The organism is Streptomyces polyasparticus (assembly GCF_014493765.1).
Taxonomy (GTDB): domain Bacteria; phylum Actinomycetota; class Actinomycetes; order Streptomycetales; family Streptomycetaceae; genus Streptomyces; species Streptomyces polyasparticus.
The window spans coordinates 337,362-363,618 of record NZ_JACTVJ010000012.1; the positions used below are offsets into that span (position 1 = coordinate 337,362).

At 69.8% G+C, this 26,257-nt stretch carries 31 protein-coding genes; 11 read left to right on the forward strand and 20 right to left on the reverse strand.

Going from position 1 to position 26,257, the window contains the following annotated elements; all coding sequences use genetic code 11:
- Positions 1-67 precede the first annotated feature (67 nt).
- Positions 68-853 (reverse strand): electron transfer flavoprotein subunit beta/FixA family protein, encoded by a 786-nt coding sequence (locus tag H9Y04_RS26105; RefSeq protein WP_187816442.1) that lies wholly within the window; start codon positions 851-853, stop codon positions 68-70.
- A 422-nt stretch (positions 854-1,275) separates the two neighbouring features.
- On the opposite strand from H9Y04_RS26105, the gene H9Y04_RS26110 reads away from it, so the two are divergent.
- Positions 1,276-1,863, forward strand: coding sequence for a hypothetical protein (locus H9Y04_RS26110; RefSeq protein ID WP_187816443.1), 588 nt, complete (start codon positions 1,276-1,278; stop codon positions 1,861-1,863).
- Between the two features lie 23 nt (positions 1,864-1,886).
- Here the strand turns inward: H9Y04_RS26110 and H9Y04_RS26115 are convergent, their stop codons facing one another.
- Entirely contained in the window at positions 1,887-2,420 is a 534-nt protein-coding gene (locus tag H9Y04_RS26115; protein WP_187816444.1) for a flavin reductase family protein, read from the reverse strand.
- An 86-nt stretch (positions 2,421-2,506) separates the two neighbouring features.
- Positions 2,507-2,827, reverse strand: coding sequence for a TlpA family protein disulfide reductase (locus H9Y04_RS26120; protein ID WP_187816445.1), 321 nt, complete (start codon positions 2,825-2,827; stop codon positions 2,507-2,509).
- Positions 2,828-3,106: 279 nt separating this feature from the next.
- On the opposite strand from H9Y04_RS26120, the gene H9Y04_RS26125 reads away from it, so the two are divergent.
- Positions 3,107-3,835, forward strand: coding sequence for a lysophospholipid acyltransferase family protein (locus H9Y04_RS26125; RefSeq protein WP_187816446.1), 729 nt, complete (start codon positions 3,107-3,109; stop codon positions 3,833-3,835).
- A gap of 11 nt (positions 3,836-3,846) precedes the next feature.
- Here the strand turns inward: H9Y04_RS26125 and H9Y04_RS26130 are convergent, their stop codons facing one another.
- From H9Y04_RS26130 to H9Y04_RS26140, 3 genes are all read right to left on the reverse strand, one after another.
- Complete coding sequence (locus H9Y04_RS26130; RefSeq protein ID WP_187816447.1) at positions 3,847-4,533, reverse strand: B3/B4 domain-containing protein; 687 nt, start codon at positions 4,531-4,533, stop codon at positions 3,847-3,849.
- An 8-nt stretch (positions 4,534-4,541) separates the two neighbouring features.
- Complete coding sequence (locus tag H9Y04_RS26135) at positions 4,542-5,141, reverse strand: transglutaminase-like domain-containing protein (RefSeq protein WP_187816448.1); 600 nt, start codon at positions 5,139-5,141, stop codon at positions 4,542-4,544.
- A gap of 61 nt (positions 5,142-5,202) precedes the next feature.
- Positions 5,203-5,796: a TetR/AcrR family transcriptional regulator gene (locus H9Y04_RS26140; protein ID WP_187816449.1), complete on the reverse strand. Its 594-nt coding sequence runs from the start codon at positions 5,794-5,796 to the stop codon at positions 5,203-5,205.
- On the opposite strand from H9Y04_RS26140, the gene H9Y04_RS26145 reads away from it, so the two are divergent.
- Positions 5,788-6,531: an NmrA family NAD(P)-binding protein gene (locus H9Y04_RS26145; RefSeq protein WP_308801106.1), complete on the forward strand. Its 744-nt coding sequence runs from the start codon at positions 5,788-5,790 to the stop codon at positions 6,529-6,531. The genes H9Y04_RS26140 and H9Y04_RS26145 overlap by 9 nt on opposite strands.
- Positions 6,532-6,586: 55 nt before the next feature.
- Here the strand turns inward: H9Y04_RS26145 and H9Y04_RS26150 are convergent, their stop codons facing one another.
- From H9Y04_RS26150 to H9Y04_RS26170, 5 genes are all read right to left on the reverse strand, one after another.
- Positions 6,587-7,660 (reverse strand): threonine aldolase family protein, encoded by a 1,074-nt coding sequence (locus tag H9Y04_RS26150; protein ID WP_187816517.1) that lies wholly within the window; start codon positions 7,658-7,660, stop codon positions 6,587-6,589.
- Positions 7,657-8,406, reverse strand: a complete 750-nt coding sequence (locus H9Y04_RS26155; protein ID WP_187816450.1) for an SDR family NAD(P)-dependent oxidoreductase — start codon at positions 8,404-8,406, stop codon at positions 7,657-7,659. Before H9Y04_RS26155 ends, H9Y04_RS26150 begins: the two co-directional genes overlap by 4 nt.
- A gap of 56 nt (positions 8,407-8,462) precedes the next feature.
- Positions 8,463-9,860, reverse strand: a complete 1,398-nt coding sequence (locus H9Y04_RS26160; protein ID WP_187816451.1) for a DUF6421 family protein — start codon at positions 9,858-9,860, stop codon at positions 8,463-8,465.
- 81 nt (positions 9,861-9,941) lie between these two features.
- Positions 9,942-10,970 (reverse strand): LipP1 family hormone-sensitive lipase, encoded by a 1,029-nt coding sequence (gene lipP1 / locus H9Y04_RS26165; RefSeq protein ID WP_187816452.1) that lies wholly within the window; start codon positions 10,968-10,970, stop codon positions 9,942-9,944.
- Complete coding sequence (locus H9Y04_RS26170) at positions 10,967-12,118, reverse strand: LLM class flavin-dependent oxidoreductase (protein ID WP_187816453.1); 1,152 nt, start codon at positions 12,116-12,118, stop codon at positions 10,967-10,969. The genes lipP1 and H9Y04_RS26170 overlap by 4 nt, the downstream gene beginning before the upstream one ends.
- 141 nt (positions 12,119-12,259) lie before the next feature.
- On the opposite strand from H9Y04_RS26170, the gene H9Y04_RS26175 reads away from it, so the two are divergent.
- The 3 genes from H9Y04_RS26175 to H9Y04_RS26180 all read left to right on the forward strand — a co-directional run bounded on the left by H9Y04_RS26175 (position 12,260) and on the right by H9Y04_RS26180 (position 13,901).
- The gene (locus H9Y04_RS26175) at positions 12,260-12,847 is read left to right on the forward strand and encodes a PadR family transcriptional regulator (protein ID WP_187816454.1); all 588 of its coding nucleotides are present in this window, start codon (positions 12,260-12,262) and stop codon (positions 12,845-12,847) included.
- Between the two features lie 153 nt (positions 12,848-13,000).
- Positions 13,001-13,126: a hypothetical protein gene (locus H9Y04_RS47555; protein WP_268980507.1), complete on the forward strand. Its 126-nt coding sequence runs from the start codon at positions 13,001-13,003 to the stop codon at positions 13,124-13,126.
- Between the two features lie 91 nt (positions 13,127-13,217).
- Positions 13,218-13,901 carry a glycerophosphodiester phosphodiesterase gene (locus H9Y04_RS26180; protein ID WP_187816455.1) on the forward strand — a complete coding sequence of 228 codons (684 nt, stop codon included), beginning with the start codon at positions 13,218-13,220 and terminating at the stop codon, positions 13,899-13,901.
- Positions 13,902-13,919: 18 nt separating this feature from the next.
- Here the strand turns inward: H9Y04_RS26180 and H9Y04_RS26185 are convergent, their stop codons facing one another.
- Positions 13,920-14,465: a GNAT family N-acetyltransferase gene (locus H9Y04_RS26185; protein ID WP_187816518.1), complete on the reverse strand. Its 546-nt coding sequence runs from the start codon at positions 14,463-14,465 to the stop codon at positions 13,920-13,922.
- A 76-nt stretch (positions 14,466-14,541) separates the two neighbouring features.
- Between H9Y04_RS26185 and H9Y04_RS26190 the strand changes: the two genes are divergently transcribed.
- Together H9Y04_RS26190 and H9Y04_RS26195 are read left to right on the forward strand one after the other, a co-directional pair.
- Complete coding sequence (locus H9Y04_RS26190) at positions 14,542-14,928, forward strand: VOC family protein (RefSeq protein WP_187816456.1); 387 nt, start codon at positions 14,542-14,544, stop codon at positions 14,926-14,928.
- Between the two features lie 48 nt (positions 14,929-14,976).
- A complete protein-coding gene (locus H9Y04_RS26195) occupies positions 14,977-15,213 on the forward strand; it encodes a hypothetical protein (protein ID WP_187816457.1) in 237 nt (78 codons plus the stop codon).
- Between the two features lie 145 nt (positions 15,214-15,358).
- Here the strand turns inward: H9Y04_RS26195 and H9Y04_RS26200 are convergent, their stop codons facing one another.
- Positions 15,359-16,630 carry an alpha-L-fucosidase gene (locus H9Y04_RS26200; RefSeq protein WP_187816458.1) on the reverse strand — a complete coding sequence of 424 codons (1,272 nt, stop codon included), beginning with the start codon at positions 16,628-16,630 and terminating at the stop codon, positions 15,359-15,361.
- A 199-nt stretch (positions 16,631-16,829) separates the two neighbouring features.
- Here H9Y04_RS26200 and H9Y04_RS26205 point away from each other — a divergent pair, with 199 nt between their 5' ends.
- Complete coding sequence (locus tag H9Y04_RS26205) at positions 16,830-17,993, forward strand: PQQ-dependent sugar dehydrogenase (RefSeq protein ID WP_187816459.1); 1,164 nt, start codon at positions 16,830-16,832, stop codon at positions 17,991-17,993.
- Between the two features lie 73 nt (positions 17,994-18,066).
- Here the strand turns inward: H9Y04_RS26205 and H9Y04_RS26210 are convergent, their stop codons facing one another.
- The 3 genes from H9Y04_RS26210 to H9Y04_RS26220 all read right to left on the reverse strand — a co-directional run bounded on the left by H9Y04_RS26210 (position 18,067) and on the right by H9Y04_RS26220 (position 20,447).
- The gene (locus H9Y04_RS26210) at positions 18,067-18,534 is read right to left on the reverse strand and encodes an NUDIX hydrolase (protein WP_187816460.1); all 468 of its coding nucleotides are present in this window, start codon (positions 18,532-18,534) and stop codon (positions 18,067-18,069) included.
- Between the two features lie 101 nt (positions 18,535-18,635).
- A complete protein-coding gene (gene aac(3) / locus H9Y04_RS26215) occupies positions 18,636-19,484 on the reverse strand; it encodes an aminoglycoside 3-N-acetyltransferase (RefSeq protein WP_187816461.1) in 849 nt (282 codons plus the stop codon).
- Between the two features lie 60 nt (positions 19,485-19,544).
- A complete protein-coding gene (locus tag H9Y04_RS26220; RefSeq protein WP_187816462.1) occupies positions 19,545-20,447 on the reverse strand; it encodes a universal stress protein in 903 nt (300 codons plus the stop codon).
- A 210-nt stretch (positions 20,448-20,657) separates the two neighbouring features.
- Between H9Y04_RS26220 and H9Y04_RS26225 the strand changes: the two genes are divergently transcribed.
- Together H9Y04_RS26225 and H9Y04_RS47805 are read left to right on the forward strand one after the other, a co-directional pair.
- Entirely contained in the window at positions 20,658-21,467 is an 810-nt protein-coding gene (locus tag H9Y04_RS26225; RefSeq protein WP_187816463.1) for an AAC(3) family N-acetyltransferase, read from the forward strand.
- 113 nt (positions 21,468-21,580) lie between these two features.
- Positions 21,581-22,099 carry an STAS domain-containing protein gene (locus H9Y04_RS47805; protein ID WP_308801107.1) on the forward strand — a complete coding sequence of 173 codons (519 nt, stop codon included), beginning with the start codon at positions 21,581-21,583 and terminating at the stop codon, positions 22,097-22,099.
- A 222-nt stretch (positions 22,100-22,321) separates the two neighbouring features.
- Here H9Y04_RS47805 and H9Y04_RS26235 read toward each other — a convergent pair whose 3' ends face one another.
- The 4 genes from H9Y04_RS26235 to H9Y04_RS26250 form a co-directional block, all read right to left on the reverse strand.
- Positions 22,322-23,185 (reverse strand): universal stress protein, encoded by an 864-nt coding sequence (locus tag H9Y04_RS26235; protein WP_187816464.1) that lies wholly within the window; start codon positions 23,183-23,185, stop codon positions 22,322-22,324.
- A gap of 5 nt (positions 23,186-23,190) precedes the next feature.
- Positions 23,191-24,213 carry a zinc-dependent alcohol dehydrogenase gene (locus tag H9Y04_RS26240; RefSeq protein ID WP_187816465.1) on the reverse strand — a complete coding sequence of 341 codons (1,023 nt, stop codon included), beginning with the start codon at positions 24,211-24,213 and terminating at the stop codon, positions 23,191-23,193.
- 36 nt (positions 24,214-24,249) lie between these two features.
- Positions 24,250-25,155: a universal stress protein gene (locus tag H9Y04_RS26245; protein ID WP_187816466.1), complete on the reverse strand. Its 906-nt coding sequence runs from the start codon at positions 25,153-25,155 to the stop codon at positions 24,250-24,252.
- 152 nt (positions 25,156-25,307) lie between these two features.
- Positions 25,308-25,937, reverse strand: a complete 630-nt coding sequence (locus tag H9Y04_RS26250; RefSeq protein WP_187816467.1) for a DoxX family membrane protein — start codon at positions 25,935-25,937, stop codon at positions 25,308-25,310.
- Positions 25,938-26,257: the final 320 nt, after the last annotated feature.

The window sequence follows — 26,257 nt, forward strand, 5'->3', positions numbered from 1 at the left end:
TCTCTCCTGCAAGTACGAAGCTTTTGGGGGCGGTTACCGGGCTCTGCGAGCCATGGCCACGTAGGGCCTAGATGAACTTCTGGCTCGCGAGGAACTCGGCCAGCTGCTTGCCGCCCTCGCCCTCGTCCTTCACGATCGTGCCGGCGGTGCGGGCCGGACGCTCGGCCGCGGAGTCGACCTTGGTCCAGGCACCCTCGAGACCGACCTCGTCGGCGTCGATGTCGAGGTCGTCCAGCTCGAGCGCCTCGACCGGCTTCTTCTTGGCGGCCATGATCCCCTTGAAGGAGGGGTAACGGGCCTCGCCCGACTGGTCGGTGACCGACACGACGGCCGGCAGGGCGGCCTCGAGCTGCTCGGAGGCGGTGTCGCCGTCACGGCGGCCCTTGACGGTGCCGTCCTCGACCGAGACCTCGGACAGCAGCGTGACCTGCGGGACGTTCAGGCGCTCGGCCAGGATCGCCGGCAGGACACCCATGGTGCCGTCGGTGGAGGCCATACCGCAGATGACCAGGTCGTAACCGGTCTTCTCGATGGCCTTGGCGAGCACGAGCGAGGTGCCCATGACGTCGGTGCCGTGCAGATCGTCGTCCTCGACGTGAACGGCCTTGTCGGCGCCCATCGACAGCGCCTTGCGCAGCGCGTCCTTGGCGTCCTCGGGGCCGACGGTGAGCACGGTGATCTCGGCATCGTCCGCCTCTTCGGCGATCTGGAGCGCCTGCTCCACCGCGTACTCGTCGAGCTCCGAAAGCAGGCCGTCGACGTCGTCGCGGTCGACGGTCAGGTCATCGGCGAAGTGCCGGTCGCCGGTGGCGTCGGGCACGTACTTAACACAGACAACGATCCTCAAGCTCACGCCGGCTCTCCTACTGCATCGTCTTGACTGGGCTGGCTGCTGCCTCGTACCAGGCAGCATAGGCGCCTGGAGCGGCGAATCCCGGACGGGGCGGCCCGCGCTCCGCTCGGAATGTTACTAGTCAGTACACCTTGCACTTACCCGCTGAGCAAGCGCTTGGAACTGTGACCTTCCCAACGGTGGCACAGAGTGTCAATGCAGGTGGCGCGAGTGCGGCACCCAGGGACGTGAGTCGCCACACACCTGGGCCGACACCTCCGTGACCGGCCCGGACGAGGACCGCGCGGTGAGCGCGCGCAGGTCGTTACAAACCCTTAGGAAGGCGGCAATACGCCGCAATTAACTTCGAATGGTCGGATACCGGACGGATCGCGAGTCCGGGCTTTCCGGCGCGCCAGCCCCACCTCCCGAAGGAGCCCTCCATGCGTACCTACCTGCGCGCCGCGGTCGTCACTCTCGCCGCCTCCGCCACCCTCGGCGTCTGCGCCACGGGTGCACTCGCCGTCGGACACGACCACCCGGTGGCACCGCGGACCGGCACGGTCGCCCTCTCGGACGCGCACGGCAACGAGGTCAACCAGGTCCCGCAGGACGCGCGGCGCACGTACGTGAAGACGGCGCACCTCAAGGGCGGAATGACGGCCGAGGTCCACCGGCTCACGGTCGAGGGCCGCTTCAAGGGCCACCAGGCCGACCTGTTCCTCGGGAACGTGCACCTCGGCACCATCACGGCCGTGGACATGCCCGAGCTGACGCTGAACGACGGCGTGCACGTGAAGCTGACGCCGCACGGGACGATCACTTCCTGGACCGACAAGCCGAGCAAGCCGGGCAAGCCCGCATCGAAGCCGGACAGGCCGTCCGGCGAGCCGGCGCAGAAGCCGCACAAGCCCCAGAGGCCCGGGAAGCCGCAGCCCCAGATCTGCCCGCCGGGCCCGGACACCGAGTCCGCTCGGCCCGATGCACTCCCCGGCACCGACACCAACGACACCGGTGCGCTGAGCGGCTGAACGGGTCGTCGACCGGGCGGCCGTCAGACCTCGCGCAGCCCGTTGAACGCACCGCCGTGGTACAGCAGCGGGGCGCCCTCGCCCGAGGCGTCGCCGGCGACCACCTCGGCGACGATCAGGCGGTGGTCTCCGGCCGGGACGCGGGCCAGGATGCGGCACGTGAGCCAGGCCAGGACTCCGTCGAGGACCGGGACGCCGTGCGGGCCTTCGTGCCAGGCGGTGGGCGCGCCGAAGCGGTCCGCGCCGCTGCGGGCGAAGCGCGCGGCCAGGTCGCGCTGATGCTCGCCGAGTATGTGCACGCCGATGTGCTCGGCGGTGGCGATCGCGGGCCAGCTGGACGAGCCGGTGCCGACGACGAAGGAGACCAGCGGCGGCTCGGCCGCGGCGGAGGTGAGCGAGGTGGCCGTGAACCCGACGGGCCGCTCCCCCTGCGCGGTGATCACCGCGACGCCGGCCGCGTGCCGCCGGAAGACCGCGCGCAGCAGCTCGGGCGAGCCCGGCTGCACGGGCGGTGTGCCCCGGGTGGACTGCGCGGGGACGGCGAACTCGATCGACATGCCCTCAGGCTTTCGATACGTGCCCGATGCAGTCAAGTCGCCCCGGAGATCTGGGAGAAGCCTCACGCGGCGCTCGCCCGGGGCCGTCACACCGCCGCCCCGAGCGCGGCGATCACATCGGCCTTGCGCGGCTGGCCACTGGCCCGCCGTACGACCCGGCCCCCGGCGTCGAGGACCAGCACGGTCGGCGTGCGGTCGATCTCCAGGCGGCGCATCAGCTCGAGATGGTCCTCGGCGTCGATCTCGATATGACCGACCCCTTCGACCATCGCGGCGACATCGGCGAGCACCCGCCGGGTCGCACGGCACGGCTGGCAGAACGCGCTGGAGAACTGAACGAGCGTGGCCCGCTCCCCCAACTCGCTCCCCAACTCCTGCTCCGTGAGCGCCGTCGCGCCTGGCTGCACCGTGTTTCTCCTGCCGTCGTGAGGGCACTTCTCAAGGTGCAGCGCTCGTGGGACCGGAATGATTCCCGGCCCCGCGCAGCGCGCTCCGAAGGGTCTTTGCCGGTGTACGGCGAGAGTTCCGCTTGCGTACGTGATGAGAATCTCTCGCCACCCGGGGCGTTCAGGGTGGCTGTTCGGGTCGGCATGGGGCACGATCTCGCCAAGCCCTGAAACCTACGGGCGCGTAACTTGGAGCCCGGGAGACCCCGTCCCAGGCCAACGGAAGGGTCTTCCTCACCCATGGCAGAACTCGTCTACCGCCCGGTCATCGGTGCAGCACTGACCATGTTCAAGGCGCTGGATCTGAAGATCGACCTCAAGGGCGCGGAGCACATTCCGCGTACGGGTGGGGCTGTCCTGGTCAGCAACCACATCAGCTACATGGACTTCGTGTTCGCGGGGCTCGCGGCGCGCCCGCAGAAGCGTCTGGTGCGGTTCATGGCGAAGGACTCGGTGTTCCGCCACAAGATCTCCGGTCCGCTGATGCGCGGGATGAAGCACATTCCGGTCGACCGCTCGCGGGGAGAGCTGGCCTACGCGCACGCCCTGGACTCGCTGCGCAAGGGCGAGATCATCGGAGTGTTCCCCGAGGCGACGATCTCGACCTCGTTCACCCTGAAGAGCTTCAAGTCGGGTGCCGCGCGCATGGCGCAGGAGGCGGGCGTCCCGCTGATCCCGGTCGCGCTGTGGGGTACGCAGCGGGTGTGGACCAAGGGACGGCCGCGTAACTTCAAGCGTTCGCACATCCCCGTGACGATCCGCGTGGGCGAGCCGATCGAGGCCCCCAAGGACCAGTTCGCCGGCGCGATCACCCGTCGGCTCAAGGATCGCGTCCAGGAGCTCCTCGAAGCGGCCCAGCGCGCATATCCCGTACGGCCCAAGGGCGCGGACGACACCTGGTGGGTGCCCGCGCACCTCGGCGGCACGGCCCCAGCGCCCGCGCAGGCGCGCGAGGCCGAGGCCGGCTGAGACGCTTTCCGCTACTCCGGGGCTCGGACCGAGATCTGGGCCCCGGGGATGAACTTCTCCAGAAGTTCGGCCAGTTCGGCGCCCGCCGCTTCGAGGCCCGCGTGCTCGCCCATGCCCTCCAGGAGGAACAAGGCGTTCGTCGAGGTGTCGTCCAGGCAGGTGCGCGGGCCCTGGCGCCAGTTCCAGCGGCGGCAGGTCACGCCCTCGTCGTCACACCAGACGACCTCGCCCGGCTCCGGGTGGTCCACGACCTGCTCGCCCGCGGCGACGGTCACGAAGTCCTCGGTGCCGGTCGCCCGGATCAGCCGCATTCCGCCCTGGATACGGTCCAGGTCCTCGCCGCCGAGCGGGATCAGATGGGCCACGCTGATCGCGTTGTAGACATCGACGAGTGTGTTGATCCGGGGCAGCCCCGCCTCGCTGAGCGCCCTCTTGGCCAGCGCCTCCGCGGAGTTCCTGGTGCGGTTCGGCTTGGCGCCGAAGGCGGTGTAGACCGCGCGCCAGTCCACCATGTGCGGGTCCTCGTGCGGCGCGCGCCCGTCGAGGCGCTCGGCGAGCCGCCGCGTGGCCTCGTCGAGGAGCGCCGAACTCGCTTCCGTACTGGGCGTGTTGACGAGGCCGTACGCCTCGATGGCGACGTGATGGAAGCCGGGCGCGAGCGCGCGGACATCGTCGGCGACGGTGAGCTGGACGGGCATGGCCTGCCTTAGAGAGTGAGCGAGTCCGGAAGGTTCTCCCACAGGTACGGGCGGTCCGGGGCACTGCGCAGAAGGTCGAGTACCGCCCGGTGCGGTACATCAAACAGTACCGGATAGTCCACCTCACTGGACTCCGGGTCGGGAACCCAGGCCAGCCGCTCACCGTCGAGCGAGAACTGGGCGTCGATGCCCGGCTTGTTCCCGCGCGGATCCTGCCGGTGCCACGCCCCACGGAAGCGGACGGCGACCAGGCCATGGACGCACCAGCCCGTACCGGCGTCATAGGAAAGGCGCTGATAGCAGAGGGCCGTCGGAATGCCCTCGGCCCGCAGCAGCGCGGTCAGCGCGTGGGCCTTCGCATGACAGATGCCGGTGCCCTGCTCCAGAACATCGGACGCCCGCCAGGTGACGCGCATGTCCCCGCTGTCGGCGGAGTGCGGAATGGTGTCGCGTACGAACTCGAAGGCCGCTTGAGCGTATGAGTATGAATCGGAAACATCTTTCGCGAGGCGCGCCGCGGTCTCCCGTACGAGCGGATGATGGTGATCGATGACGCCGTCCGCTGCCAAGTACGCAGAGAGGTCAGGGTTTTGCTGGATCAGCTGCATGGCACGCGAGCATAGGTATGCGAACGGACACGGGTCAATGTTTTTACTGTCTGTGGAATACTTATGCACGGCTGGGGCTGGGACGGATTCCGTCCAGGAGGTACATGGTGCGGCGGTCGTAGTCGTCCCGGGAAGGCCGCTCACCATGCTTCAGGGCGAGGGCGTTGTCGACAACGAGCGCTTGGAGGTCGCCCGGCGTGAACTCCGGCCGCAGCACACCGGAGGCCCGCGCCACCGCGACGAACTCTTCGTTGGCCCGGCTTCCGGCCCGGCAGATCTCCATGAGCTGTTCCGAGTACGGATAGGTCTGCAGCAGGACGTCGTTGAAGGCGGGCTGGCGGTACTGGAGGTCGCGGATCGCGGTGAGGTAGTACGCGATCCGTTCGCCGATGTCATCGATGGTTCGTGCGTGGTCGATGAAGGCGAACAGCTCACGCGCGACGACTTGTTGGATGACGGCCTCGATGAGGCCGATCCGCCCGCCGAACCGGTTGAAGATCGTGGCCGTGCTCACCCCTGCCGCCTTCGCGACCTCCTCCAGCGGAACCGTCAGACCCCGCCCCTGGAAGGCGCCGATCGCGGCAGCGCGGATCTGTTCGGAGTTGCGCCGGGCATCGGCGCGCAGCCGGGATCCCGAAGGCGCCGCATCGGCCATACCCCTCACCCCACCTTTCCCTGCCGGCCGCCGGTTCTCGCATCGGCCGTCGATGAGTCCTTCGCCGGCGCCGAGCAGGTCCTTCTGGTATCCGGCAACGACCCGGCCGCCGACATGGTGGCCCTGCATCGCCATGCCGTCGAAGCGGCGGTCGCGGCCGGTGTCCGGCGGATCCTCTACACCAGCCAGCAGGGCGCCGTCCCCGGGAACCCGTACCGGCCGTCGGACATCCACATCGCCACCGAGGCGATGCTCGCCGACTCCGGCGTCGCCTGGACCGCGCTGCGCAACGGCGCCTACGGGCCACTCGATCAGGTGCTCGGCCCATGGCAGCGGACGGGCGTGATCGCTCAACCGGAAGACGGTCCCGTCCCGTGTACCGACCGTGCCGACATCGCCGAGGCCACGGCGGTCGTCCTCGCCGGGGACCGCTCCTTCGACGGACCGGTCCAGCTCACCGCGCCGACCGCCCTCACCTTCGACGACTTCGCCGAGATCGCCTCCGGCCTCACGGGCCGTACGGTCGAGCGCATCGTCCTGGACGACGAACAGTGGGTCGCCGACCGGATCGCGAACGGCGTGCCGGAGCAGATGGCCCGGTTCATGCTCGCCTGGTACGAGGCGGCCCGCGCCGGCTACTTCGCCGACGCGGACCCCCTCCTGACGGAACTCCTCGGCCGCGAGCCCCGTACCGCAGCCGACCGGCTCGCAGCCCGGCTCCCCGCCGGAAGCTGAGCTGCGAGCCGGTGTCAGGGGGGCCGCACCCCTGGCGTGATCCGAGAGAGGCGCCTTAGCGCGCCATCTCCTCCTTGAGGGCGGCGAGGAAGGAGTCCACGTCGTCCTCGGTGGTGTCGAACGAGCACATCCAGCGGACGTCGCCGGCGGCCTCGTCCCAGAAGTAGAAGCGGTAGCGCTCCATCAGGCGGCGGCTGACGTCGTGCGGGAGCCGCGCGAACACCGCGTTGGCCTGGACCTCGTGCAGGATCTCGACGCCGTGCACGGAGCGCACGCCCTCGGCCAGGCGCTGGGCCATCTCGTTGGAGTGGCGGGCGTTGCGCAGCCACAGGTCCTTGGCGAGCAGGGCCTCCAACTGCACCGAGACGAAGCGCATCTTGGAGGCGAGCTGCATGGACAGCTTGCGCAGATGCTTCATATGGCTGACCGCGTCCGGATTGAGGACCACGACCGCCTCGCCGAAGAGCATGCCGTTCTTCGTGCCGCCGAACGACAGGATGTCGACTCCGGCGCGCGAGGTGAACGTGCGCAGCGGGACGTCCAGCGAGGCCGCCGCGTTGGCTATCCGGGCACCGTCGAGATGCACCTTCATGCCCCGCTCGTGGGCGTGGTCGCAGATCGCGCGGATCTCCTCGGGCGTGTAGACGGTGCCCAGTTCGGTGTTCTGCGTGATCGAGACGACCTGCGGCATCGCCCGGTGCTCGTCGTCCCAGCCGAACGCCTGGCGGTCGATCAGCTCGGGGGTGAGCTTGCCGTCGGGCGTCGGCACGGTGAGCAGCTTGATGGAGCCGACCCGCTCGGGCGCCCCGCCCTCGTCGACGTTGATGTGCGCGCTCTCCGCGCAGATCACCGCGCCCCAGCGGTCGGTGAGCGCCTGCAGCGCCGTGACATTGGCGCCCGTGCCGTTGAACACCGGGAAGGCCTCGGCACTCGCGCCGAAGTGCGCGCGGATCAGCTGCTGCAGGTGCGCGGTGTAGTCGTCCTCGCCGTAGGCGATCTGGTGCCCGCCGTTGGCGACGGCGAGGGCGGCCAGGATCTCCGGGTGGGCGCCCGCGTAGTTGTCGCTCGCGAAGCCGCGTACCTCGGGGTCGTGGTGGCGCTTCGCGTCGGTCTTCTGCGTCGGGTTCACGGCTGCTCGGTCAGCCACAGGCGCTTTCCGTTCACTTCCGGGGCGGGCCGCTCCCAGACTCCGGCGATGGCCTCGGCCAGCTCCTTGACGTCCGTGAAGCCCGCGAACTTCGCGTTCGGGCGCTCGGCGCGCATCGCGTCGTGCACCAACGCCTTCACGATCAGGATGACAGCCGCGGCCGAGGGGCCGTTCTCGCCCCCCGCCTTGCGGAAGGCGTCGCCGAGGGCCAGCGTCCAGGCCTCGGCGGCCGCCTTGGCGGCGGCATAGGCTGCGTTGCCCGCGGTGGGCTTGCTGGCACCCGCAGCGCTGATCAGCACATAGCGGCCGAAGTCGCTGCGCAGCAGTCCGTCGTGGAAGGCGAGCGAGGTGTGCTGCACGGTGCGGATCAGGAGCTGGTCGAGGAACTTCCAGTCCTCGAGGTCGGTCTCCATGAACGAGGAGCTGCCCCGCCAGCCGCCGACCAGGTGCACCAGGCCGTCGATCCGGCCGAACTCCTTCTCGGTGCGCGCGGCCCAGTCCTTGGCCGCGTCGAGGTCGAGCAGGTCGACCGTGTCGCCGGTGACCGTGGCGCCGCCGTGCGCATAGCGCGCGGCGTCCACGGCCTCCGCGAGCCGGGAGGCGTCGGCGTCCGAGGCCACCACGATCGCGCCCGCCTCGGCCAGGCGCAGCAGGGCGGCGCGCCCGGCTGCTCCGGCGGCTCCCGCTACGGCGATCACGGCGCCGTTCAGCGTTCCGTTCCCGTTCATGGCCCTCACCTCCGGCCGACCGTTACCGGTCATGACCCTCAATTCCGACCGATGGCTCACGCGGCCACCCGCTCAGCGTTCTCCGCCGTGATCCCCTTGGTCGAGGCGATCACATTCTTGAGCTTCTTGGACAGCGCCTCATAGAACATGCTCAGCGGAAACTCGTCCGGCAGCACCTCGTCGACGAGCTTGCGCGGCGGCAGGCTGGTGTCGAGCGCCTCCGGACCCTTGGCCCAGCGCGAGCCCGGGTGCGGCGACAGATAGCGCGAGACCAGCTCGTACGCGGCGAACCAGTGGACCAGCTTCGGGCGGTCGATGCCGGCCCGGTAGAGGTCCTCGATCTCGCCGCACAGCTGGTTGGTGATCTGGGGCGCGCGCTGCCAGTCGATGTGCAGCTTGTTGTCCGTCCAGCGCACCACGTCGTGCTGGTGGAGGTAGGCGAAGAGCAGCTGGCCGCCGAGGCCGTCGTAGTTGCGCACGCGCTCGCCGGTCACCGGGAAGCGGAACATCCGGTCGAAGAGCACCGCGAACTGCACGTCACGTGCCTGCGGAACGCCCTCGGCCTCCAGCTTCACGGCCTCCTTGAAGGCGGTGAGGTCGCAGCGCAGCTCCTCCAGGCCGTACATCCAGAACGGCTGGCGCTGCTTGATCATGAACGGGTCGAAGGGCAGGTCTCCGTGGCTGTGGGTGCGGTCGTGGACCATGTCCCACAGGACGAAGGCCTCCTCGCAGCGTCCCTGGTCGCCGATCATCTCCTGGATGTCCGCGGGCAGTTCGAGGCCGAGGATGCCGACAGCGGCCTCGGTGACCCGGCGGAAGCGGGCGGCCTCGCGGTCGCAGAAGATGCCGCCCCAGCTGAAGCGCTCGGGGGCCTCGCGCACAGCGATGGTCTCCGGGAACAGGACCGCGGAGTTGGTGTCGTAACCCGAGGTGAAGTCCTCGAAGGTAATGCCGCAGAACAGCGGGTTGTCATAACGGGTGCGCTCGAGCTCGGCGAGCCACTCCGGCCAGACCATCTTCAGGACGACGGCCTCGAAGTTGCGGTCCGGGTTGCCGTTCTGCGTGTACATCGGGAAGACGACCAGGTGCTGAAGGCCGTCGGCGCGGTGCGCCGCGGGCTGGAAGGCCAGCAACGAGTCCAGGAAGTCCGGCACTTGGCAGCCGTCGGCGACCCAGCGGCGCAGGTCGCCGGTGAGCGCGGTGAGATACGCGGCATCGTGCGGCAGCATCGGAGCGAGCTGCTCGACGCCCGAAACGATCCGCTCCACCTGGGCGTTGACCTCGCCGCGCGAGGGCGCGCCCTCGGCCTCGAAGTCCACCGAACCGTCCGCGGACTGCCAGACCCTGAGCGTCTCCACCGCATCCTTGAGCATGGGCCAGGCCGGGTGGTTCACCACCCGGTCCGCGGGAGGAACAGCTCCCCCGATTGCGTCCTGCACAAGAATTTCCGTCATGCCACTTCCTCCACGGGAGAACCTCGCGTAAAGACACCGTATGCATGCGAGGTTCTCCACCACAAGGGGGGACTCGGGAAATTATCCTGCGCCACCCCCATCATCACCGGAATTCTTCCTGTCCTTCACCGTCGAGGCGATCGCGGTGACGACGCCCGCCAGTGCGGTACGGGCGTCGTCGAGCACCTCGCCGAACCCGAAGAACCCATGGAACGCCTGGGGAAAGTGCCCCTCCGTCACCGCCACGCCCGCCGTGCGCAGCGCCTCGGCGTAGGCGAGCCCCTCGTCGCAGAGCGGGTCGCAGCCCGCGGTCACGATGTGCGCGGGCGGCAGGTCTGCGAGGTCGCCGCGGAGCGGCGAGATGCGCGGATCGGTCCGGTCGGCGGGTGCGACCGCGCCGATGTACTGCTCCTCGAACCACCGCATATGGGATCGGGTGAGGAAATATCCGGTGCCGTTCGTCTCGTGTGAGGGCCACGCACGCGACATGTCCACCACCGGGTACACCAGGACCTGCAGCGCCAGGGCGGGTCCGCCGCGGTCACGGGCGGTCTGCGCAGTGACGGCGGAGAGGTTGCCGCCCGCACTGTCGCCGGCGACGACCAGCGCGTCCGGGTCGCCGCCGAGTTCGGCCACATGCGCGGCCGCCCACAGCAGGGCGGCGTACGCGTCGTCGACGGCCGCCGGGAAGGGGTGCTCGGGCGCGAGCCGGTAGTCCACCGAGACCACGGCCGCGCCCGCTCCGCGGCAGATGCCGCGCGCGGTCCCGTCGTGCGTGTCGAGGTCGCAGACCACGAACCCGCCGCCATGGAAGAAGACGACGGTCGGCCGGGGCCCCGGCGCCTCGACCGGGTCGGGCAGATAGACGCGTACGGGTATCTCCGGTGCGCCCTGCGGGCCCGGGATCGTGCGGTCCTCGACGGAGCCGACCGCCGGCGGATCCCACGGGGGCCGCGGGTGCGCGGCCAGGATGCCGCGGGCCTCGGCCGCGTCGGTGACCGCTCCCCCGATATCCGGGAAGACGGCGGTGATCAGATCGGCCAGGGCGCGGGCCTCGGGCGTCAGTCGGTCCTGCCCCGGAACGGACAGAGGATCGGCTTCGGTGCTCATCGGCTCTCCTCCGGGCGCTGCGCGCGCCGCTCGTCGCGGAAGTGCGGGATGACCTTCTCGCCCCACTGCCGGATGGTCTCCATGCAGGCTTCCTGCGGCACCGTGCCCATCTGGATCAGGCACATGATCTCGTCGGCGCCCGCGTCGCGGAGCTGTTCGACGTAGGCGATGGCGTCGTCGGCAGTGCCGTAGGCGTGGTCCGCGTTGAACGTGGCCGTGGCGGTGGGGCGTACCGGGATGTGGTGCTCGTGCAGCCGTGCCACGACCTGCTCGGCGGCTTCGCGCATCGCCGCGGCTTCGTCGGCGCCGTCGACCACGGCCTCGTCCGGGATGCCCGCTCCCCCGTACCAGTGGCCGATCGACTGGGCGAAGAACCGCTGCCCGCGGATGCCGATCCGCTGTGCCGTCTCGCGGTCGTCGAGCACGATCGTCGGACACAGTACGGAGAAGTGGTCGTTGACGACAGAAGAGACGAAGCGTTCTCCCTCGCGGCCCGCCACCGCCGCGTCGTATGCCTGACGCATCTCCTTGATGGACTCCGGTCCCGCGAAACCCATCACCAGGGCCCCGATGCCGAGTTCGGCGGCCTGGCGCAGGGTGTCGGTGCGGCTGCACGCGAGGAAGAGCGGAGGGTGCGGGGTCTGCTGCGGGCGGGGCAGGATCGGGTGGGGATCGATGTCGATCAGCTCGCCGTGGTACTCGAGTTCGTCCTCCTGCCAGGCCTTGCCGATGATCCTCAGCGCCTCCTCGACCTCCTGCGTGGTGCGGTTCTTGTCGACGCCGCACAGCGAGGTCTCCTGTTCGGTGCCACCGCGGCCGGCGCCGAGGTCGAGCCGGCCGCCCGAGAGCAGATCGAGCATCGCGGCGCGTTCGGCGACCCGGGCGGGGTGGTTGAAGTTGAACGGCATGCAGACCACGCCATGTCCGATACGGATGGTGCTCGTGCGCGCCGCGACCCAGGTCAGGAAGATCTCCGGGGCGCTCATGTGCGCATACCACTTGAGGGAGTGGTGCTCCACGGCCCATATCCGGTCGAAGCCCATCTCCTCGGCGTAGACGGCCTGTTCCACGCAGTCGCGGATCACCTGGTGCTCGCGCTCCACGGTGGGATCGGCCAGCTGGGCCTCGAAGATCACGGAGAACTTCACGGTTCCTCCTGGGAGTTGGGCCCTGGACGGGACACCGATGTCGTATGCCTAATAGCTATATGACTAGCCGTCAGATCTCGAAGTCGCAAGGGATACGGCACAGGCATTGCATCCGCCGTGCCGTCCCTCTTGAATGCGCGCATGGCTGATCAGCACTCCTCCGCGCCGCCCCCGGCGGACCGCGCCCTGCCGCCGACCGCGTGGGCCGTGCTCGGGCTGCTCTCGTTCCCGGGCGAGCGGACGGGATACGAGCTGAAGAAATGGGCCGACGCCTCGCTGAGGTTCTTCTACTGGTCCCCCGCCATCAGCCAGATCTACGCGGAACTACGGCGCCTGGAGTCCCTGGGATACGTGACCTCGCGGCGCTCGGGACCCGAGGAGCCCCGCACGAAACGCACGTACGCGATCACGGACAGCGGCCGCGCAGCACTCGCGGACTGGGCCGGCTCCGCGCGGGACGCGGGCGCTGCGGTGCTCAAGCATCCGTTGCTCCTTCGGGTCTGGCTCGGACACCTGACCTCGCAGGACCATCTGCGGGAGCTCGTGATGGAGCACATCGCCCGCACCAAGGGCGAGTTGAAGGAGGTGCTCGACGCGAGCGCGCAGGCCGAGGGGGTCGAGGCCTGGGCGCATCCGCAGATAGCCCTGCGGTGGACCGAACGCCGCCTCAGATCCGAGCTCGAACTGGCCGAGGCGATGCTCATCGATCTGGACGAACTGCCCTCGTAGGACCCGGATGCGCTCGCGGCGTCGAATCAACCGCCCGCGGCGTCAAGTCAACAGGGAATCGCCCACGCGCGGGTGACACGGATTCGCCGCGCGGGGCGTCGTACCGCTAGGACAGGGAACCCCGCCCTCACTGTCCGTCGGAGTGCAGCCACCGTGAGTACCCGTGCCGTTCTTGTCGCCGCCGTGATCACCGGCCTGATCCTGGGCATCGCCGGAGCCCGAGCGGACGCCTCCGTTTCGCCGCGCGCGTACGGGGCCATCTCCGGAGCGGCCGGTTAGGCTGCGGGCTGCCGTGTGGGGCGTGGGACCGCAGCCACGCGGGCAGTCACAGACTGCTTGAGAGCCGCCCGTCGACGGAAGCGAGTGAACCTTGAACTTCGTCACCATCGGTCATCGCGGAATCATGGGTGCGGAACCCGAGAACACTCTCCGCTCCTTCATCGCCGCACAGCGCGCGGGCCTCGATGCCATCGAGCTCGATCTGCATCTGAGCAAGGACGGCGCGCTGGTGGTCATGCACGACGCCGACGTGGACCGCACCACGGACGGCAAGGGCCCGATCGCCGAGAAGACCCTGGCCGAACTGCGCGAACTCGACGCGGGCAAGGGCGAGCGCATCCCCGTCTTCGAGGAGGTGCTCGACTCGGTCCAGGCCCCGCTGCAGGCCGAGATCAAGGATGCCGCCGCCGCGCGGGCGCTCGCCGAGGTGATGCACCGGCGGGACCTGGTCGGGCGCGTCGAGGTCAGCTCGTTCCACGACGAGGCGGTCGCGGAGATCACCAAGCTGGTGCCGGGCGTCCGCACGGTCCTCATCGCCAGCCGCTTCGGCCCCGATGTGGTGGAACGCGCGGTCGCGGTCGGCGCGCAGTCGGTCGCGCTCAACATCCGCCGTCTGACGCTGGAGACGGTGGAGCTGGCCCGCAAGGCGGATCTGCGGGTGATCGGCTGGGTGGTCAACACCCAGGACCATCTGCGTCTGGTCCGCGCCCTGGAGCTCGACGGCGCGACGACGGACTACCCGGAGATCAAGCGCACGGGCCGCTTCACCGCCTGAGCCCTCCCATGCGGGCCCTCAGGCGAGTTCCTTCACCAGGAGCTCGAACTTCAGGTCCGGTCGGCGCGGCACGCCGAAGCGCTCATCGCCGTACGGGAACGGGGTGAACTTGCCCGTACGGCGATAGCCGCGCCGCTCGTACCAGGCGATCAGGTCCTCGCGCTGGGCGATCACCGTCATATGCATCTCGCGCACCCGCCACTCCTGGCGGGCGAAGCGCTCCGCCTCGGCGAGCACGGCCTTGCCGAGGCCACCGCCCTGGAGACCGGGGCGTACGGAGAACATGCCGAAGTACGCGGCGTCGCCCCGGTTCTCGAGCTGGCAGCAGGCCACCAGCTCGCCGTCCCGGTGGGCGACGACCAGCCGGCTGCCCTCGGTCTCGATGACGTCCCGCACCCCGTCGGGGTCGGTGCGCTGCCCTTCGAGAAGATCCGCTTCCGTCGTCCAGCCGGCTCGGCTCGCGTCGCCCCGGTACGAGGACTCGACGAGCGCGACGAGCGCGACGACGTCCTCCAGCGTGGCATCGCGGAAGGTGAGTTCACCGGCGGCGGGGCGGGCGTCCATCGGCTGCGCCTTTCGGGGGTTCACGTCGTGCGGGGTCGGGCGTGAGCGTAACCCGGGCCCGCTAGCCTCGACGAGCATGGTCCATGTATTGAGCAGCCGCGTGCTCCTGCGTCCCACCGATCCTGAACGCAGCCGCGCCTTCTACGGCGAGGCTCTGGGTCTGCAGATCTACCGCGAGTTCGGCACCGGCCCGGAGCGCGGCACGGTGTACTTCCTCGGCGGCGGATTCCTGGAGGTCTCGGGACGCTCGGAGGCCCCGCCCGCGCCCGGGATGCAGCTGTGGATCCAGGTCGCCGACGCCACGGCCGCGTACGAGGAACTCCGCGCCAAGGGGGTGGAGGTGCTGCGGGAGCCGAGGCGGGAGCCCTGGGGTCTGGTGGAGATGTGGCTCGCCGATCCGGACGGAGTGCGGATCGCTGTGGTGGAGGTACCTGCGGATCATCCGTTGCGGTACCGGCCGTAGGCATCTGCGGTGACGTCGCGGGCGCTTGCGGTGCCGTCACAGACACCCGTGCGCCGTCGCAGGCACCTCCTTCCATCAGCCCTCGCCGCTGCCGGTGCAGAGGTCGAACTCCCCGTCGAGTTCGAGGGCAGCTGGCAGTACTGGAACGTGCCCGCCCTTGCCCCCGGCGCCAGTTGGAGCACCTCTCTGCCCCTGACCATCGCGTCGACGCAGACGGCGGGCACGGCGCTGCTGCACATCCGTACCGGTATCAGCGACACCCGGTGGGCGGTCGTCGTGAAGTGACCCTCACGGCCGGCCGGACCTGACGCGGCTGCACCTCGGGCAGAACGAGCGGAACTCGTCGTCGCCGACGAAGTGTTCGTGATCTGCCCGAGGTGAGCCCGTCGCGTGTCGCCGGGTGCGGTGGTCCATTTCCACCGCAGCCGCGTCAGGTACGGCCTGTCCCGCGGTACAGGTCGAGTTCACCTTCGAGCTCGACGGCCAGGACCGTCGCATACGGATCGAGGTCGCGTGCGGCGGGTGCGTCGATCCACTGCAGGCCCGGCACCTCGCCGAGGCCTCCGGTCACCGTGTGGCCGAGCTCAGTTCCGGTGCCCAGGACGCTGACGCGCCGGATGGGGTTGCGCAGACCCCGTACGCACACGGTCTCGCGCGGTGCGTCGAAGCAGATCAGATACAGGGTGCGACGGTCGGCCGAGAGAGTGCTCGGACCGTAGTGGTGACCGGCGGGCAGCCCCGCGACCGTCCCGTACACGGCCTCGCTGTGCCGGTCGATCCAGGCGCCGAGCCCTTCGAGGCGCTCGGCCTGTTCGGCGAGGATCGTGCCGTCCTCGCGCGGTCCCACATCGAGCAGGAGGTTGCCGCCCATCGAGATGGTCTCGGTGAAGATGCGGATCAGCTGGCGCACCGACTTGTGGCGGTCGTCATGGGCCTGGAACCCCCAGGAGTCGTTGACCGTGAGGCACAACTCCCAGGGACCGTCGGGCGCTTGGAGCGGTACGCCCTGCTCCGGCGTGGCGTAGTCGCCGTGGCTGAGCATGCGGGCGTTGAGCACGGTCTGCGGGTTGGCGGCGAGGATCTGCTCGGCGAGCTCCCCCATTCTCCACTGTTCCTCACTGCGTTCCCACTCGCCGTCGAACCAGAGCAGGTCGGGCCGGTAGCGCTCGACCAGCTCGCCCACCTGGGCATTGCGGTAGGCGACATAGCGGGCCCAGGCCTCGGGATTCTCGGCGCCGGCGGGCGGTGAGACGAAGCGGTTGGTACACACTTCGTCGTTGGGCGGCTCCGGGTGGATCACGCTCGCGTAGTCGGGGTGGTTCCAGTCGGAGTGCGAGTAGTACAGGCCCACCTTGAGGCCGCGTGCGCGCAGCGCGTCGGCGTAGGGACCGACCAGATCGCGTCCCGCCGGGGTGTGTTCGGCGACGTTCAGGTGCGGCTGCGCGGTGTCCCACAGGGCCACGCCGTCGTGATGACGTGCGGTGAGCACCGCGTACCGGGCACCCGCGCGGGCGAACAGATCGGCCCAGGCCTCGGGGTCGTACGCGGAGGCGGTGAATCCGTCCAGCTGCTTCATGTACTGCTCGTGCGGCACCTGCCCGGTGTAGAACGACCAGGACTCGGGGACGCCGTCGACGGCATAGATTCCGTAATGGACGAAGATGCCCAACTTGGCGTCGGGGAACCAGGGTTGCATCGGCATGGCCCGACGCTATGCCGGGCCGCCAGGTGAATGCGTGGGACAGGATCCACCATCACTGGTCGATTTTCCCCATCGCGTCCGCGCCTCAGGCCGGACACCCTCTTGGTCTATACCAATAGGCGCGATGCCCGTATCCTCAGCGGTGGCCAGGAGCACGATCCCCCCACCCACGTTGCGTGCTGCCTCCAGGAGGATCACGGTGAACCTTCGCACCAGAACCTCGGCGATCACCGGCGCCTTGTGCCTCGCCGCTTCGCTCGCCCTGACCACGGCCTCTGCCCAGGAAGCCGCCCCGCCCGCCGCATCCGTACAAGAACAGTCCGCCGCGCAGGCACCCCAGGTCGCCCTCACCAAGGTCGCCACCGCCCAGAATCCGATCGCCGGCACCCCAGGGCCCGGCGGCACCCTCTGGGTCGCCGAACGCGCAGGGACCGTAAGAGTCCTGAGCAGGCAAGGCCTCGGCAGACCCGTGCTCGACATCTCCGCCGAGACCACCACCGACGGCGAACGCGGTCTGCTCGGCATCGCGTTCAGCCCCGGATACACGCACTTCTACATCTCGTACACGGATCTCGAAGGCACCAGCACCGTCGACGAGTTCTCCGTGCAGAAGGGCCGGATCAAAGCGGACTCGCGGCGCACCGTCCTCACCCAGACCCAGCCGTACGCGAACCACAACGGCGGCGACATCCGGTTCGGACCCGACGGCTATCTGTACATCGCGCTCGGCGACGGAGGCTCGGGCGGCGACCCGCACGGCAACGGGCAGAACCTCAACACCCTGCTCGGCAAGCTGCTGCGGATCGACCCCCGCGGCGGCACGCCGTACGCGATCCCCGCCGACAACCCGTTCGTGGACGACCCGGACGCCAGGGACGAGATCTGGGCGTACGGGCTGCGCAATCCGTGGCGGTTCTCCTTCGACGCGGACCGGGGCGATCTGTTGATCGGCGATGTCGGGCAGAGCGACTGGGAGGAGATCGACTGGGCCCCGGCGAGCAGCAAGGGCGGGGACAACTACGGCTGGTCGCAGATGGAAGGCACGCATCCGTTCCGCGGCGGGACGGAGCCGGCGAACCATGTGCCGCCGGTCCACGAGTACGACCGCACCGGTCTCGGCTGCTCCGTGACCGGCGGATACGTCTACCGGGGCGACGCGATCGCGGCGCTGCGCGGGCAGTACGTGTTCAGCGACTACTGCGACGGCACTCTGCGCACGCTGCAGATGGAGAACGGCAAGGTCACGGGCGTCGGTGAGCTCGGCGTCAGCGGCGGCGAGGTCATCTCGTTCGCAGAGGGCTGCGACGGCGAGCTGTATGTGCTCGCGCAGGGCGGCAGCGTCTTCCGGCTGGACCCGGCCTGACGCAGCGAGGGCGCGCTGCCGCTCGGGCAGCGCGCCCCGCAGTTCGTCCCGCGATCGACCGAGAGTCGCCGCGCTATCGGCTGAGCAGCTCCTGGAGGCGGGTCAGGAAGACGACCTGCCCCTTCACCAGCTTGGCCTCCGCCTCGTCGAGGGACCACCAGGCGACCTTGTCGATCTCGGGGAACTCCTGCATACGGCCCGAGCCCTTGGGCCACTCCATCGAGAAGGTGCCGGGCACGATGCGGTCCGGGTCGAGATCCGCGCCGACGGCCCAGACCGTGACGACCTTGCCGTTCGGCTGCTGGGTTTCTCCCAGGGGCTCGTACGGTCCCGTCGGCGGCGGCACACCGAGCTCCTCCTCGAACTCTCGGCGGGCGGCGTCCATCGGCGCCTCGTCGGGCTCGTACTCGCCTTTGGGAATGGACCATGCGCCGTCATCGCGCCGGGCCCAGAAAGGGCCGCCCATGTGCCCCAGGAGGACCTCGGTGCGCCCCGCCGTGCTGCGGTGCAGCAGCAGGCCCGCGCTGCGCTTGTTCGTCATCACCTCAGTAAAGCCGCGCAGGTCGCTCCGCACCCCGTTAACCGGAGGTTCATCACCCTGGCAGCTTGCTCTTCCGTCCCTCGGTGGACCACCGGACCGGGTCACCGCCGCAGCTTCTCCTCCAGCCAGCGCACCCCGAACTCCACCAGCTCCCGGGCGTCGAACAGATGGCTCGCGGCCGCTGCCACCTGCCCCTCCGTGCCGCCACCGGCCGCCAGGAAGTCACGGGCGATGACTTCGAAGGAGTCGATCTCGTCGCCGACCACGGGCACGTAGTCGAAGGCGCCTTCGGCCGAGTCGATGTCGTGGAAGCGACGCCAGACCCGCCGGCCGTCGACCTCGACCGGCTGCTCGTAGTCCACGAACCGCTTGCCGGGCGCGTCCGCCAGCGCCTCCGCGTGGTGCAGCACGGTCAGCGTGTCCAGCGGAGCGCCCAACATCAGGACCTTTCCGCCGAGTTCGACCAGGCGCGCGAGCGGGGTGTCCGGGCCGTGCGGGTCGTCCCACGGGTGGTCGTCCATGAGACGGTGTGCCGCCGCACCGAGGGCCGCGAAGCTCGCGTCGGGGTGGCGGCTGCGGACCGCGCCCGGCCGGCGGCGCAGCGCTTCGGGCAGCCGTCCGTAGGAGTGGTCGGCCTCGGAACGCTCCGGGTCGAAGGCCGGGTGCTCGGTGCGGACCGCCTCCTGCCACTCGGGAGGCCAGGTGGTCCACTCGTACGGCGGTGCGTCGTTCCAGCCGCACGTCACCATCAACGTGCCCTGGTCACCGACGACTTCGCACAGGGCGTCGATGACCGTCTGCGCGCCGCCAGTGACGTATCCGAGGGCCGACAGCCGCGTATGGAACATGACGACGTCGCCGGCGCGCAGCCCGAGCGCGCCGAGGTCGCGTACGAGCCGGGTGCGGGTGACGGGTCCTTGGGAGAGCTTGAGGAGAGCGAGTTCGTCCACGCCCTCAACGTAACCGCAGCCTGGTGGTCGTGGCTGCCGGCGCAGCACGATCACAGGCGTTCAGTCATGCGCGACCACGGCGACGGGAGGGGTGGCGTGGTGCAGTACCGCATACGTGACCGGCCCGGCTTGGAAGCCGATCCGACTACGGCGGACCTTGCGGCCCACAACGACAAGAGATGCGTCCCGGGCGGCGTCGACGATCTGGTCGGCAGGACTGCCGGGCCTAGACTCCTCCACGACCTCGACGTCCGGGTACTTCTCCCGCCAGGGACTCAGCACTGCGGCCAGCTCTGCGGCGTCCTGCCGCCCCAGTTCCGCGTTGAGCTCGAGGTCGACGGGCAGACCGTAGGCGAAGTAGGGCGGAAGGCTCCAGCCATGGACGACCGTCAGCCTGGTGCCGCGACGGGCGGCTTCCTCGAAGGCAAAGGAGATCACCTTCTCGTCGGGGTGGCCCGTGTCAAGACCGAGCACAACAGGCAGGTGCCCGGGGGCAGTGGTCGAGATGCCGGCGGTGTCCCCGTGTTCACCTTCGGAGTGCTCCCCTGCCCGCACGAGGACGACGGGGACATCGATGCGGCTGATGACGGCCGTGCTCACAGATCCGACCAGGAACCCGGCGATGCCGCTCAGCCCACGCGAGCCGAGGACGAGCAGCTCGGCCTCCTCGGCTGCCTCCGCCAGCGCGTCCACAGGCAGCCCGCGCATCTGGTCCGCGTCCACATGAACGTCGGGGTGGCCTAGACGGAGGCCCTCAGCGGCCTCCCTCGCAATCCGTTCGCTCCTCTCGGCGTGCGTCCCGGCGCCCAGAAACGGTGAGAGCGCCACGAGGGCGGGGACCGGTTCGCACACGTGGACCAGTCGTAGCGGCAGGTCACGCAGCTTCGCCTCGCGGGCGGCCCACTCGGAAGCAGCGCGGCTCTCTGGCGAGCCGTCGAAGCCCACGGTGATGTTGCGGGACATGGTGTCCACCTCCTGTTCGGGGGGTCTGGTGCCAGGGTGGTGGTGGAGTGAGGCGAGGGGCCAGACACCACTGGTCCCCGGTCTTGGGCCGTTGGGCCCCGAGGCACCACGGATTGCCCTCCCGTGACCTTGGGCCCGACCTCGGGCCACCCACCACACCCGTAATAGGTTTCGCTCGACGCAACGCCTGGCACCACGGAGAACATCAGCATGAGCGCGACCGCACCGAGCGACATCGGTCTGACGACCGTCGACCTGGTCGAGGGCTGGCGCAAAGTGGGACTGGACGAGGGCATGACCGTGATCGTGCACGCCTCGCTGGGGAGCCTCGGCCGCGTCGACGGCGGCGCCGCCACCGTGGTCGACAGCCTGCGCACGGCGCTCGGGCCCGCGGGAACACTCGTCGTTCCCGCGTTCACCTGGCAGGTCGCCGACCCGGACCCCGATCATTCCGGGATCCCCGCCCCCGACGTCATCGCGCGCCGCGCCGCAGTGCCCCTGTTCCATCGCGGCTTGGAAACCACCAGCATGGGAGCAATCCCCGAGGCGGTGCGGATGCTTCCGGAGAGTGTGCGCAGCGCCCACCCGCAGGCGTCCGTCGCAGCAGTGGGAGCCCGAGCCGAGGACATCACCAGCCGGCAGACACTCGGGTTCGCGCTCGGCCGCACCTCGCCGTTCGCGCGCATCCATGACCTCGGCGGCCACATCCTCCTGGTGGGCGTCGGCCATGACCGCAACTCCTTCCTGCACCACGCCGAGTCCCTCACCCCGAACCCACGCTTGAAGGTCCGCCGCTTCCCCCGGGAACTGGACGGCGAGCGCGTATGGGTCGAGGCGCTCGACGTGGGCAACGACAACGGCACCCACTTCCCCACCATCGGCCGTGAATTCGAGCAACAGGCCGGAATCGCCGAGGTCACGGTCGGTGAAGCCTCCTGTCGGCTGATCCCGGTGAAGCCGCTGATCTCGTTCGCCACGCAGCGCCTCGGCGAGCTGCTCGCGGCAGAGCGAGCACAGTGACCGGACGCCAACGGGCCCACAGCGCTTGACGATTGCTCGCCGAACGCGGCCTGAATCCCCCGGCTGCGTCGGGCGATCGCAGCCCTGACTGGGCTCTGCCGGCCATAGCGTCTGTGCCGCACGGGCTGCTCGGACCCGCGTCATCGGCGGCACCCGCCGGGCCGAAAGGGACGGCGCACGCGGCCTTCCAGTCCTGGCACTACCCCAACCGGCCCTCGCGGTCACGGCTCGCCGCCCGCTTTGCTCGGCTCATTCACACACTCCTCAACATTCCTGCGTGCTCCTGCTCAGAGCACGCCGAGGGTGGCACCACCGTGGTTCGGCTGGGCGGCCCGATGGTCGTTCTCACGCCCCCCTCCCTGAAGGCATGGCTTGACCGCGTGACCGCGGCAGAGTGTCCCGATGTGGTCCTTGACCTGAGGACCGTCTCCTTCATCGACTGCAGCGGCCTGGGGCTGCTGTGCCGCACAAGAAACCGGGTGAACTCCCGGCGGGGCAGGCTGCGTCTCGTCTCGCAGGACGCGCGTTTCCTGCGCATCCTGCGCTGCACCGGCCTTGCCCGCACATTCGACATTCTCACCGAGCCGCCAGATCTCTCCGCCAGGCAGCAGGCCACCTCAACGAGGCGCTGACGCCCCAGTGAGTCGTACGGCTACAGGGCGTCGCGCACCGTCATCTTCGCCGACGTGCTGACGCGTGCCTTCTGGCAAGGGAACGACGACATCGTCTGCGCTCCCCTCGCCAGGACGCGGACCGGGACGGACCCAGACCTCGCCGTCTCGCGCCACCGTGCGTCGACCAGCCGTACTCACCCGCGAAGACCCGCTCCTCTGGTGCCGGAGGCACCCGCTGCGTCACGCCGTGTCGGGAACGACCGCGATGGGGCAGGCCGCATGGCTCAGGACCATGTGGGCGACCCTGCCCAGGCGGTGTCCGAACTGCCCGGGGCGGCGTCGGCCCACGACCAGCAGGTCCGCCTCGTGCGACGCGGTGAGGAGTGCCCGGCGGGCGGGTCCCTCGACCGTGTGCCGGTGCAGTTTCAGATCTGCCGGGGCGCCGGCCAAGGCGGCCTCCAGTTCGTTCGCCGCCCGTTCCTCGTGCAGGCGCTCTGGTGTTCCGGTGAGCAGCGGGTGGTCCGCTGTGTCGTGCGTGGGGCATCGCCACGCCCTCACCGCGCTCAGAATTGCTCCCCGCAGCCGGGCCTCCTCGTAGGCGAAGCGCACGGCCTCGGTGGGCGCGTCAGCCACACCGACGACAACGCGGCCGTGCCGGGCGCCGGTGTCGCGGTTGTCCTGGGTGCCGCGGACCACGACCACCGGGCAGTCCGCCTGCGTGGCCACGGTCAGGCTGACGGAACCGAGCAGCAGGTTGGCGAGTTCGCCGCGCCCGCGGGTGCCCACGATCACCGCCGCGGCTTTGCGGGCTTCGTGCACGAGGACGTATTCCGCTTCCTCCGCCACCGCTTCGGCAGTGATGTGCAGGCTCGGGTGACGTCGGCGGGCTCGGCGGGTGGCCGCGGCAAGGATGTCCTCGGCGGTCACGCGCAGGGACGGCTTGCCCAACTCGCGAGCGATCGCGGGCCCCTCGTAGCGTTCCCAGCGGTACGCGTGCACGATCCGCAGGCCGACCCCGTGCAGGGCGGCCTCATCGGCCGCCCAGTCGACGGCCCGCAGGCTCGGCTCGGAGCCGTCGACACCGACCACCATGGGAAGGGTCATGATTCTCAGCCTCCTGTGGTCAGGTCGAACACGATGCGTGCCTTGACGTGACCGCGAAGAACCTCGTCGATGCAGTCATTGACGGCGGCAAGCGGACGGCTCTCGCGGATCACCTTCGTGCGGCCCTCGGCATGGAGTTGGAAGACCTCGGCGAGGTCCTGACGGGTGCCGACGATGGAGCCGATCACCGAAGTGCCGTTGAGCACCGTGTCGAAGATGGGGAGCTGGAGGGTGCCGTCGGCCGGCAGGGCCACCATGACGAGTTTCCCGCCGCGCCTCAGACCGGAGTTGACGGCCTGGAAGGCAGCCGGGTGCACCGCGAGGGCCAGCGCGGCGTGGGCGCCGCCGTGCCTCCTCAGCTCGGCGCCGACGTCCTGGGTGCGCGCGTCGATGACGATGTCGGCGCCGAGTTCCCTCGCGAGGACGAGCTTGTCGTCGGTGACGTCGATGGCGGCGACCCGTGCTCCGGCGATCTTCGCGTACTGCACGGCCAGATGGCCGAGACCACCCACACCGGAGATGGCGACGAGCTGAGCGGGCCGGACGTCCGCCACTTTCAGCGCCTTGTACGTGGTGACGCCCGCGCAGGTCAGCGGGGCGGCGTCCAGGGCGCTGACACCCTCGGGCACGGGCTGGGCGAAATCGGCCCAGGCCAGCATCTTCTCTGCGTACCCGCCGTCGCAGCCGTACCCGGTGTTGACCTGGCTTTCGCAGAGGGTCTCCCAGCCGGACAGACAGTGGGCGCAGCGTCCGCATGCCTTGCCGAGCCACGGCACGGCGACGCGTTGGCCGAGGACGAGGTGGGTCACGCCTGCGCCGAGCTTCTCGACGATGCCGACGCCCTCGTGACCTGGTACGAACGGCGGCGCGGGCTTGACCGGCCAGTCGCCGTGCGCCGCGTGGATGTCGGTGTGGCACAGACCGGACGCTTCGACGCGGACGCGCACCTGTCCAGGTCCGGGCTCGGGATCGGGACGGTCTTCGATGACCAGTGGTTCGCCGAGCGCCCGGACGACCGCTGCCTTCATGGTGTCTGCTCCTTCGGTACTTACCGGCCGGCTGCGTCAGTCGTGTGCGACGACGGCGACGGGGGCGGTGGCATGGTGCATCACGGCGTGCGTGACGGCGCCGATGTGCGCACCGAGAGGGCTGCGGCGGATGCGGCGGCCGACCACGACGAGCGAGGAGTCCTGGGCCGCGTCGACGAGGTGGACCGCGGGGCTGCCGAGCCCGCATGTCTCGGTCACCTCGACCTCCGGGTACTTCTCCCGCCAGGGCAGCAGCACCTCGGCGAGCTCGGCGGCCCGCTCGCGGGTGAACTCCTCGCGAGGATCGACGCCGGTGGCGAGGGCGTAGAAGTAGTACGGCGGCACCTTCCACCCCGTGACCACGCTCAGCGGGGCCTTGCGGCGCCGTGCCTCCTCGAACGCGAAGGTGATCACTGTGTCGTGGGGGCTGTCGGTGTCCAGGCCCAGGACCACGGGCCGGAAGGCGGTGGCGGCCGACGGAATGCCGGCGGGGTCCTGCACGTGTTCATCGGCGGCCTGTTCGCCCGCTCGTACGAGAATCACGGGCACCTCGGCACGAGCGACCACCGACTGGCCGACGGACCCGATCAGGAAGCCCGCAAGCCCGCTGAGGCCGCGCGAGCCGAGAACCAACAACTCCGCGCCTTCCGCAGCGTCGAGCAAAGCCTCCGCCGGGGTTCCGGTGCGCTGCTCGGTGGTGACCTGCACCCCGGGGTGGCGCAGCCGCAGGCCCTCGGCGGATTCCCGCGGGACCCGCTCAGTCCAGTGCTGGTGCGTCTCGGCACCGAGAAGCGGTGCCTGGGCCATGGGGTCCGGTACCGGCTGCCACACGTGCAGCAGACGTATCGGAGTCCGGCGCATCACTGCTTCGCGGGCCGCCCACTCGGCGGCGGCCTGGCTCTCGCGCGAGCCGTCGAGTCCAACGATGATCGTGCGGGCCATGCTGCCCACCTCCTGTGACGTTCGATCTTTTCTCAGCGTCCGTTGCGGCGGCTGAGATGAGCAGGGACCGGTGGTCCCCGAAAAAGGCCGACAGTCCCTGCCGGCGGTCCGGCGGGGCGGGCCCTCGGGTGAACCCGCCCGGCCAGCCGGCTTCAGCGCAGCCACTTGTGGTCACGGACCAGCGGCAGGCGCGACCAGAGTCGCCCCAGACCGAACAAGTCACCGGCGGATACGGCGGCCAGTGCGATCAGCACCACCGCATAGATCACGTGGTAGTCGGCGAACGGGTTCGTCGACATGCTCGCCGTCCCGTCCGACAGGTGCTTCGCGGGAGGCCACTCCGCCACCCACATCAGGCCCATCATGACCGTGCCCGCCAGCGCCGCCAGGCGCAGCGCCACTCCGGCGGTCAGCGCGATCCCGATGCCCAGAAGACCCAGCATGAACAGCCAGTCGGCCCAGGCGGCTCCGGCCCACGCGTGGAACGTGGACTCCATCGGCCCTACGGCCACATGCCCCAGGAACCCTTCCGTCGGCGATCCGCCGTCGATCCAGCCCTTGCCGGACGTGGTGGCGTAACCCAGGCCGAACGTCTTGTCGAGGAACGCCCACAGAAAGACGAACCCCATCAATATGCGGGCCGAGGCCCAGACGGCAGCCGCCGCAGTGCGGGTGCCGGCATCCACCGACTCGGCCGACCCGGGCACCGCGGCAGCGTGCTTTCCGCGGAACGACGGCAGGTGGAAACCCGAACTACCTTGTGCGGGTTGGTGTACAGCCATGGTGGTGATCCCCTCGAAGCAGGTCCGGACCGTTCCGGACACCACCCACCTTCGTTGCTCCGTCCTCTGGCACCCCACGCCGAAGGGGGCACACCCCAGGACTCAACAGCCCCCGCACACAAGGACCTTCGGCCACCGGCAGCGTCCATGGCGCCACCGTCGCACGTGACGAGGAGAGTCAGGCCCCATCGAGGCGTCCGTGCTCCTTCACGTGCCCCGACCCCGCACCACCCGGCTCACCCGGGGGGGGTGCCCCTATGTGTTTGGTCAAGGTCCAAGGCCGCTAGGTTCGTGCGGTCGAGGGCGGGCCGAGTCGTAGG

Bases quoted from the DNA above. Each gene is read 5' to 3' on its own strand.
- H9Y04_RS26110 (WP_187816443.1), top strand. From the start codon at position 1,276: ATGCGTACCTACCTGCGCGCCGCGGTCGTCACTCTCGCCGCCTCCGCC.
- H9Y04_RS26115 (WP_187816444.1), bottom strand. From the start codon at position 2,420: ATGTCGATCGAGTTCGCCGTCCCCGCGCAGTCCACCCGGGGCACACCG.
- H9Y04_RS26125 (WP_187816446.1), top strand. From the start codon at position 3,107: ATGGCAGAACTCGTCTACCGCCCGGTCATCGGTGCAGCACTGACCATG.
- H9Y04_RS26130 (WP_187816447.1), bottom strand. From the start codon at position 4,533: ATGCCCGTCCAGCTCACCGTCGCCGACGATGTCCGCGCGCTCGCGCCC.
- H9Y04_RS26135 (WP_187816448.1), bottom strand. From the start codon at position 5,141: ATGCAGCTGATCCAGCAAAACCCTGACCTCTCTGCGTACTTGGCAGCG.
- H9Y04_RS26140 (WP_187816449.1), bottom strand. From the start codon at position 5,796: ATGGCCGATGCGGCGCCTTCGGGATCCCGGCTGCGCGCCGATGCCCGG.
- H9Y04_RS26155 (WP_187816450.1), bottom strand. From the start codon at position 8,406: ATGAACGGGAACGGAACGCTGAACGGCGCCGTGATCGCCGTAGCGGGA.
- H9Y04_RS26160 (WP_187816451.1), bottom strand. From the start codon at position 9,860: ATGACGGAAATTCTTGTGCAGGACGCAATCGGGGGAGCTGTTCCTCCC.
- lipP1 (WP_187816452.1), bottom strand. From the start codon at position 10,970: ATGAGCACCGAAGCCGATCCTCTGTCCGTTCCGGGGCAGGACCGACTG.
- H9Y04_RS26175 (WP_187816454.1), top strand. From the start codon at position 12,260: ATGGCTGATCAGCACTCCTCCGCGCCGCCCCCGGCGGACCGCGCCCTG.
- H9Y04_RS26185 (WP_187816518.1), bottom strand. From the start codon at position 14,465: ATGGACGCCCGCCCCGCCGCCGGTGAACTCACCTTCCGCGATGCCACG.
- H9Y04_RS26190 (WP_187816456.1), top strand. From the start codon at position 14,542: ATGGTCCATGTATTGAGCAGCCGCGTGCTCCTGCGTCCCACCGATCCT.
- H9Y04_RS26200 (WP_187816458.1), bottom strand. From the start codon at position 16,630: ATGCCGATGCAACCCTGGTTCCCCGACGCCAAGTTGGGCATCTTCGTC.
- H9Y04_RS26210 (WP_187816460.1), bottom strand. From the start codon at position 18,534: ATGACGAACAAGCGCAGCGCGGGCCTGCTGCTGCACCGCAGCACGGCG.
- H9Y04_RS26220 (WP_187816462.1), bottom strand. From the start codon at position 20,447: ATGTCCCGCAACATCACCGTGGGCTTCGACGGCTCGCCAGAGAGCCGC.
- H9Y04_RS26225 (WP_187816463.1), top strand. From the start codon at position 20,658: ATGAGCGCGACCGCACCGAGCGACATCGGTCTGACGACCGTCGACCTG.
- H9Y04_RS26235 (WP_187816464.1), bottom strand. From the start codon at position 23,185: ATGACCCTTCCCATGGTGGTCGGTGTCGACGGCTCCGAGCCGAGCCTG.
- H9Y04_RS26240 (WP_187816465.1), bottom strand. From the start codon at position 24,213: ATGAAGGCAGCGGTCGTCCGGGCGCTCGGCGAACCACTGGTCATCGAA.
- H9Y04_RS26245 (WP_187816466.1), bottom strand. From the start codon at position 25,155: ATGGCCCGCACGATCATCGTTGGACTCGACGGCTCGCGCGAGAGCCAG.
- H9Y04_RS26250 (WP_187816467.1), bottom strand. From the start codon at position 25,937: ATGGCTGTACACCAACCCGCACAAGGTAGTTCGGGTTTCCACCTGCCG.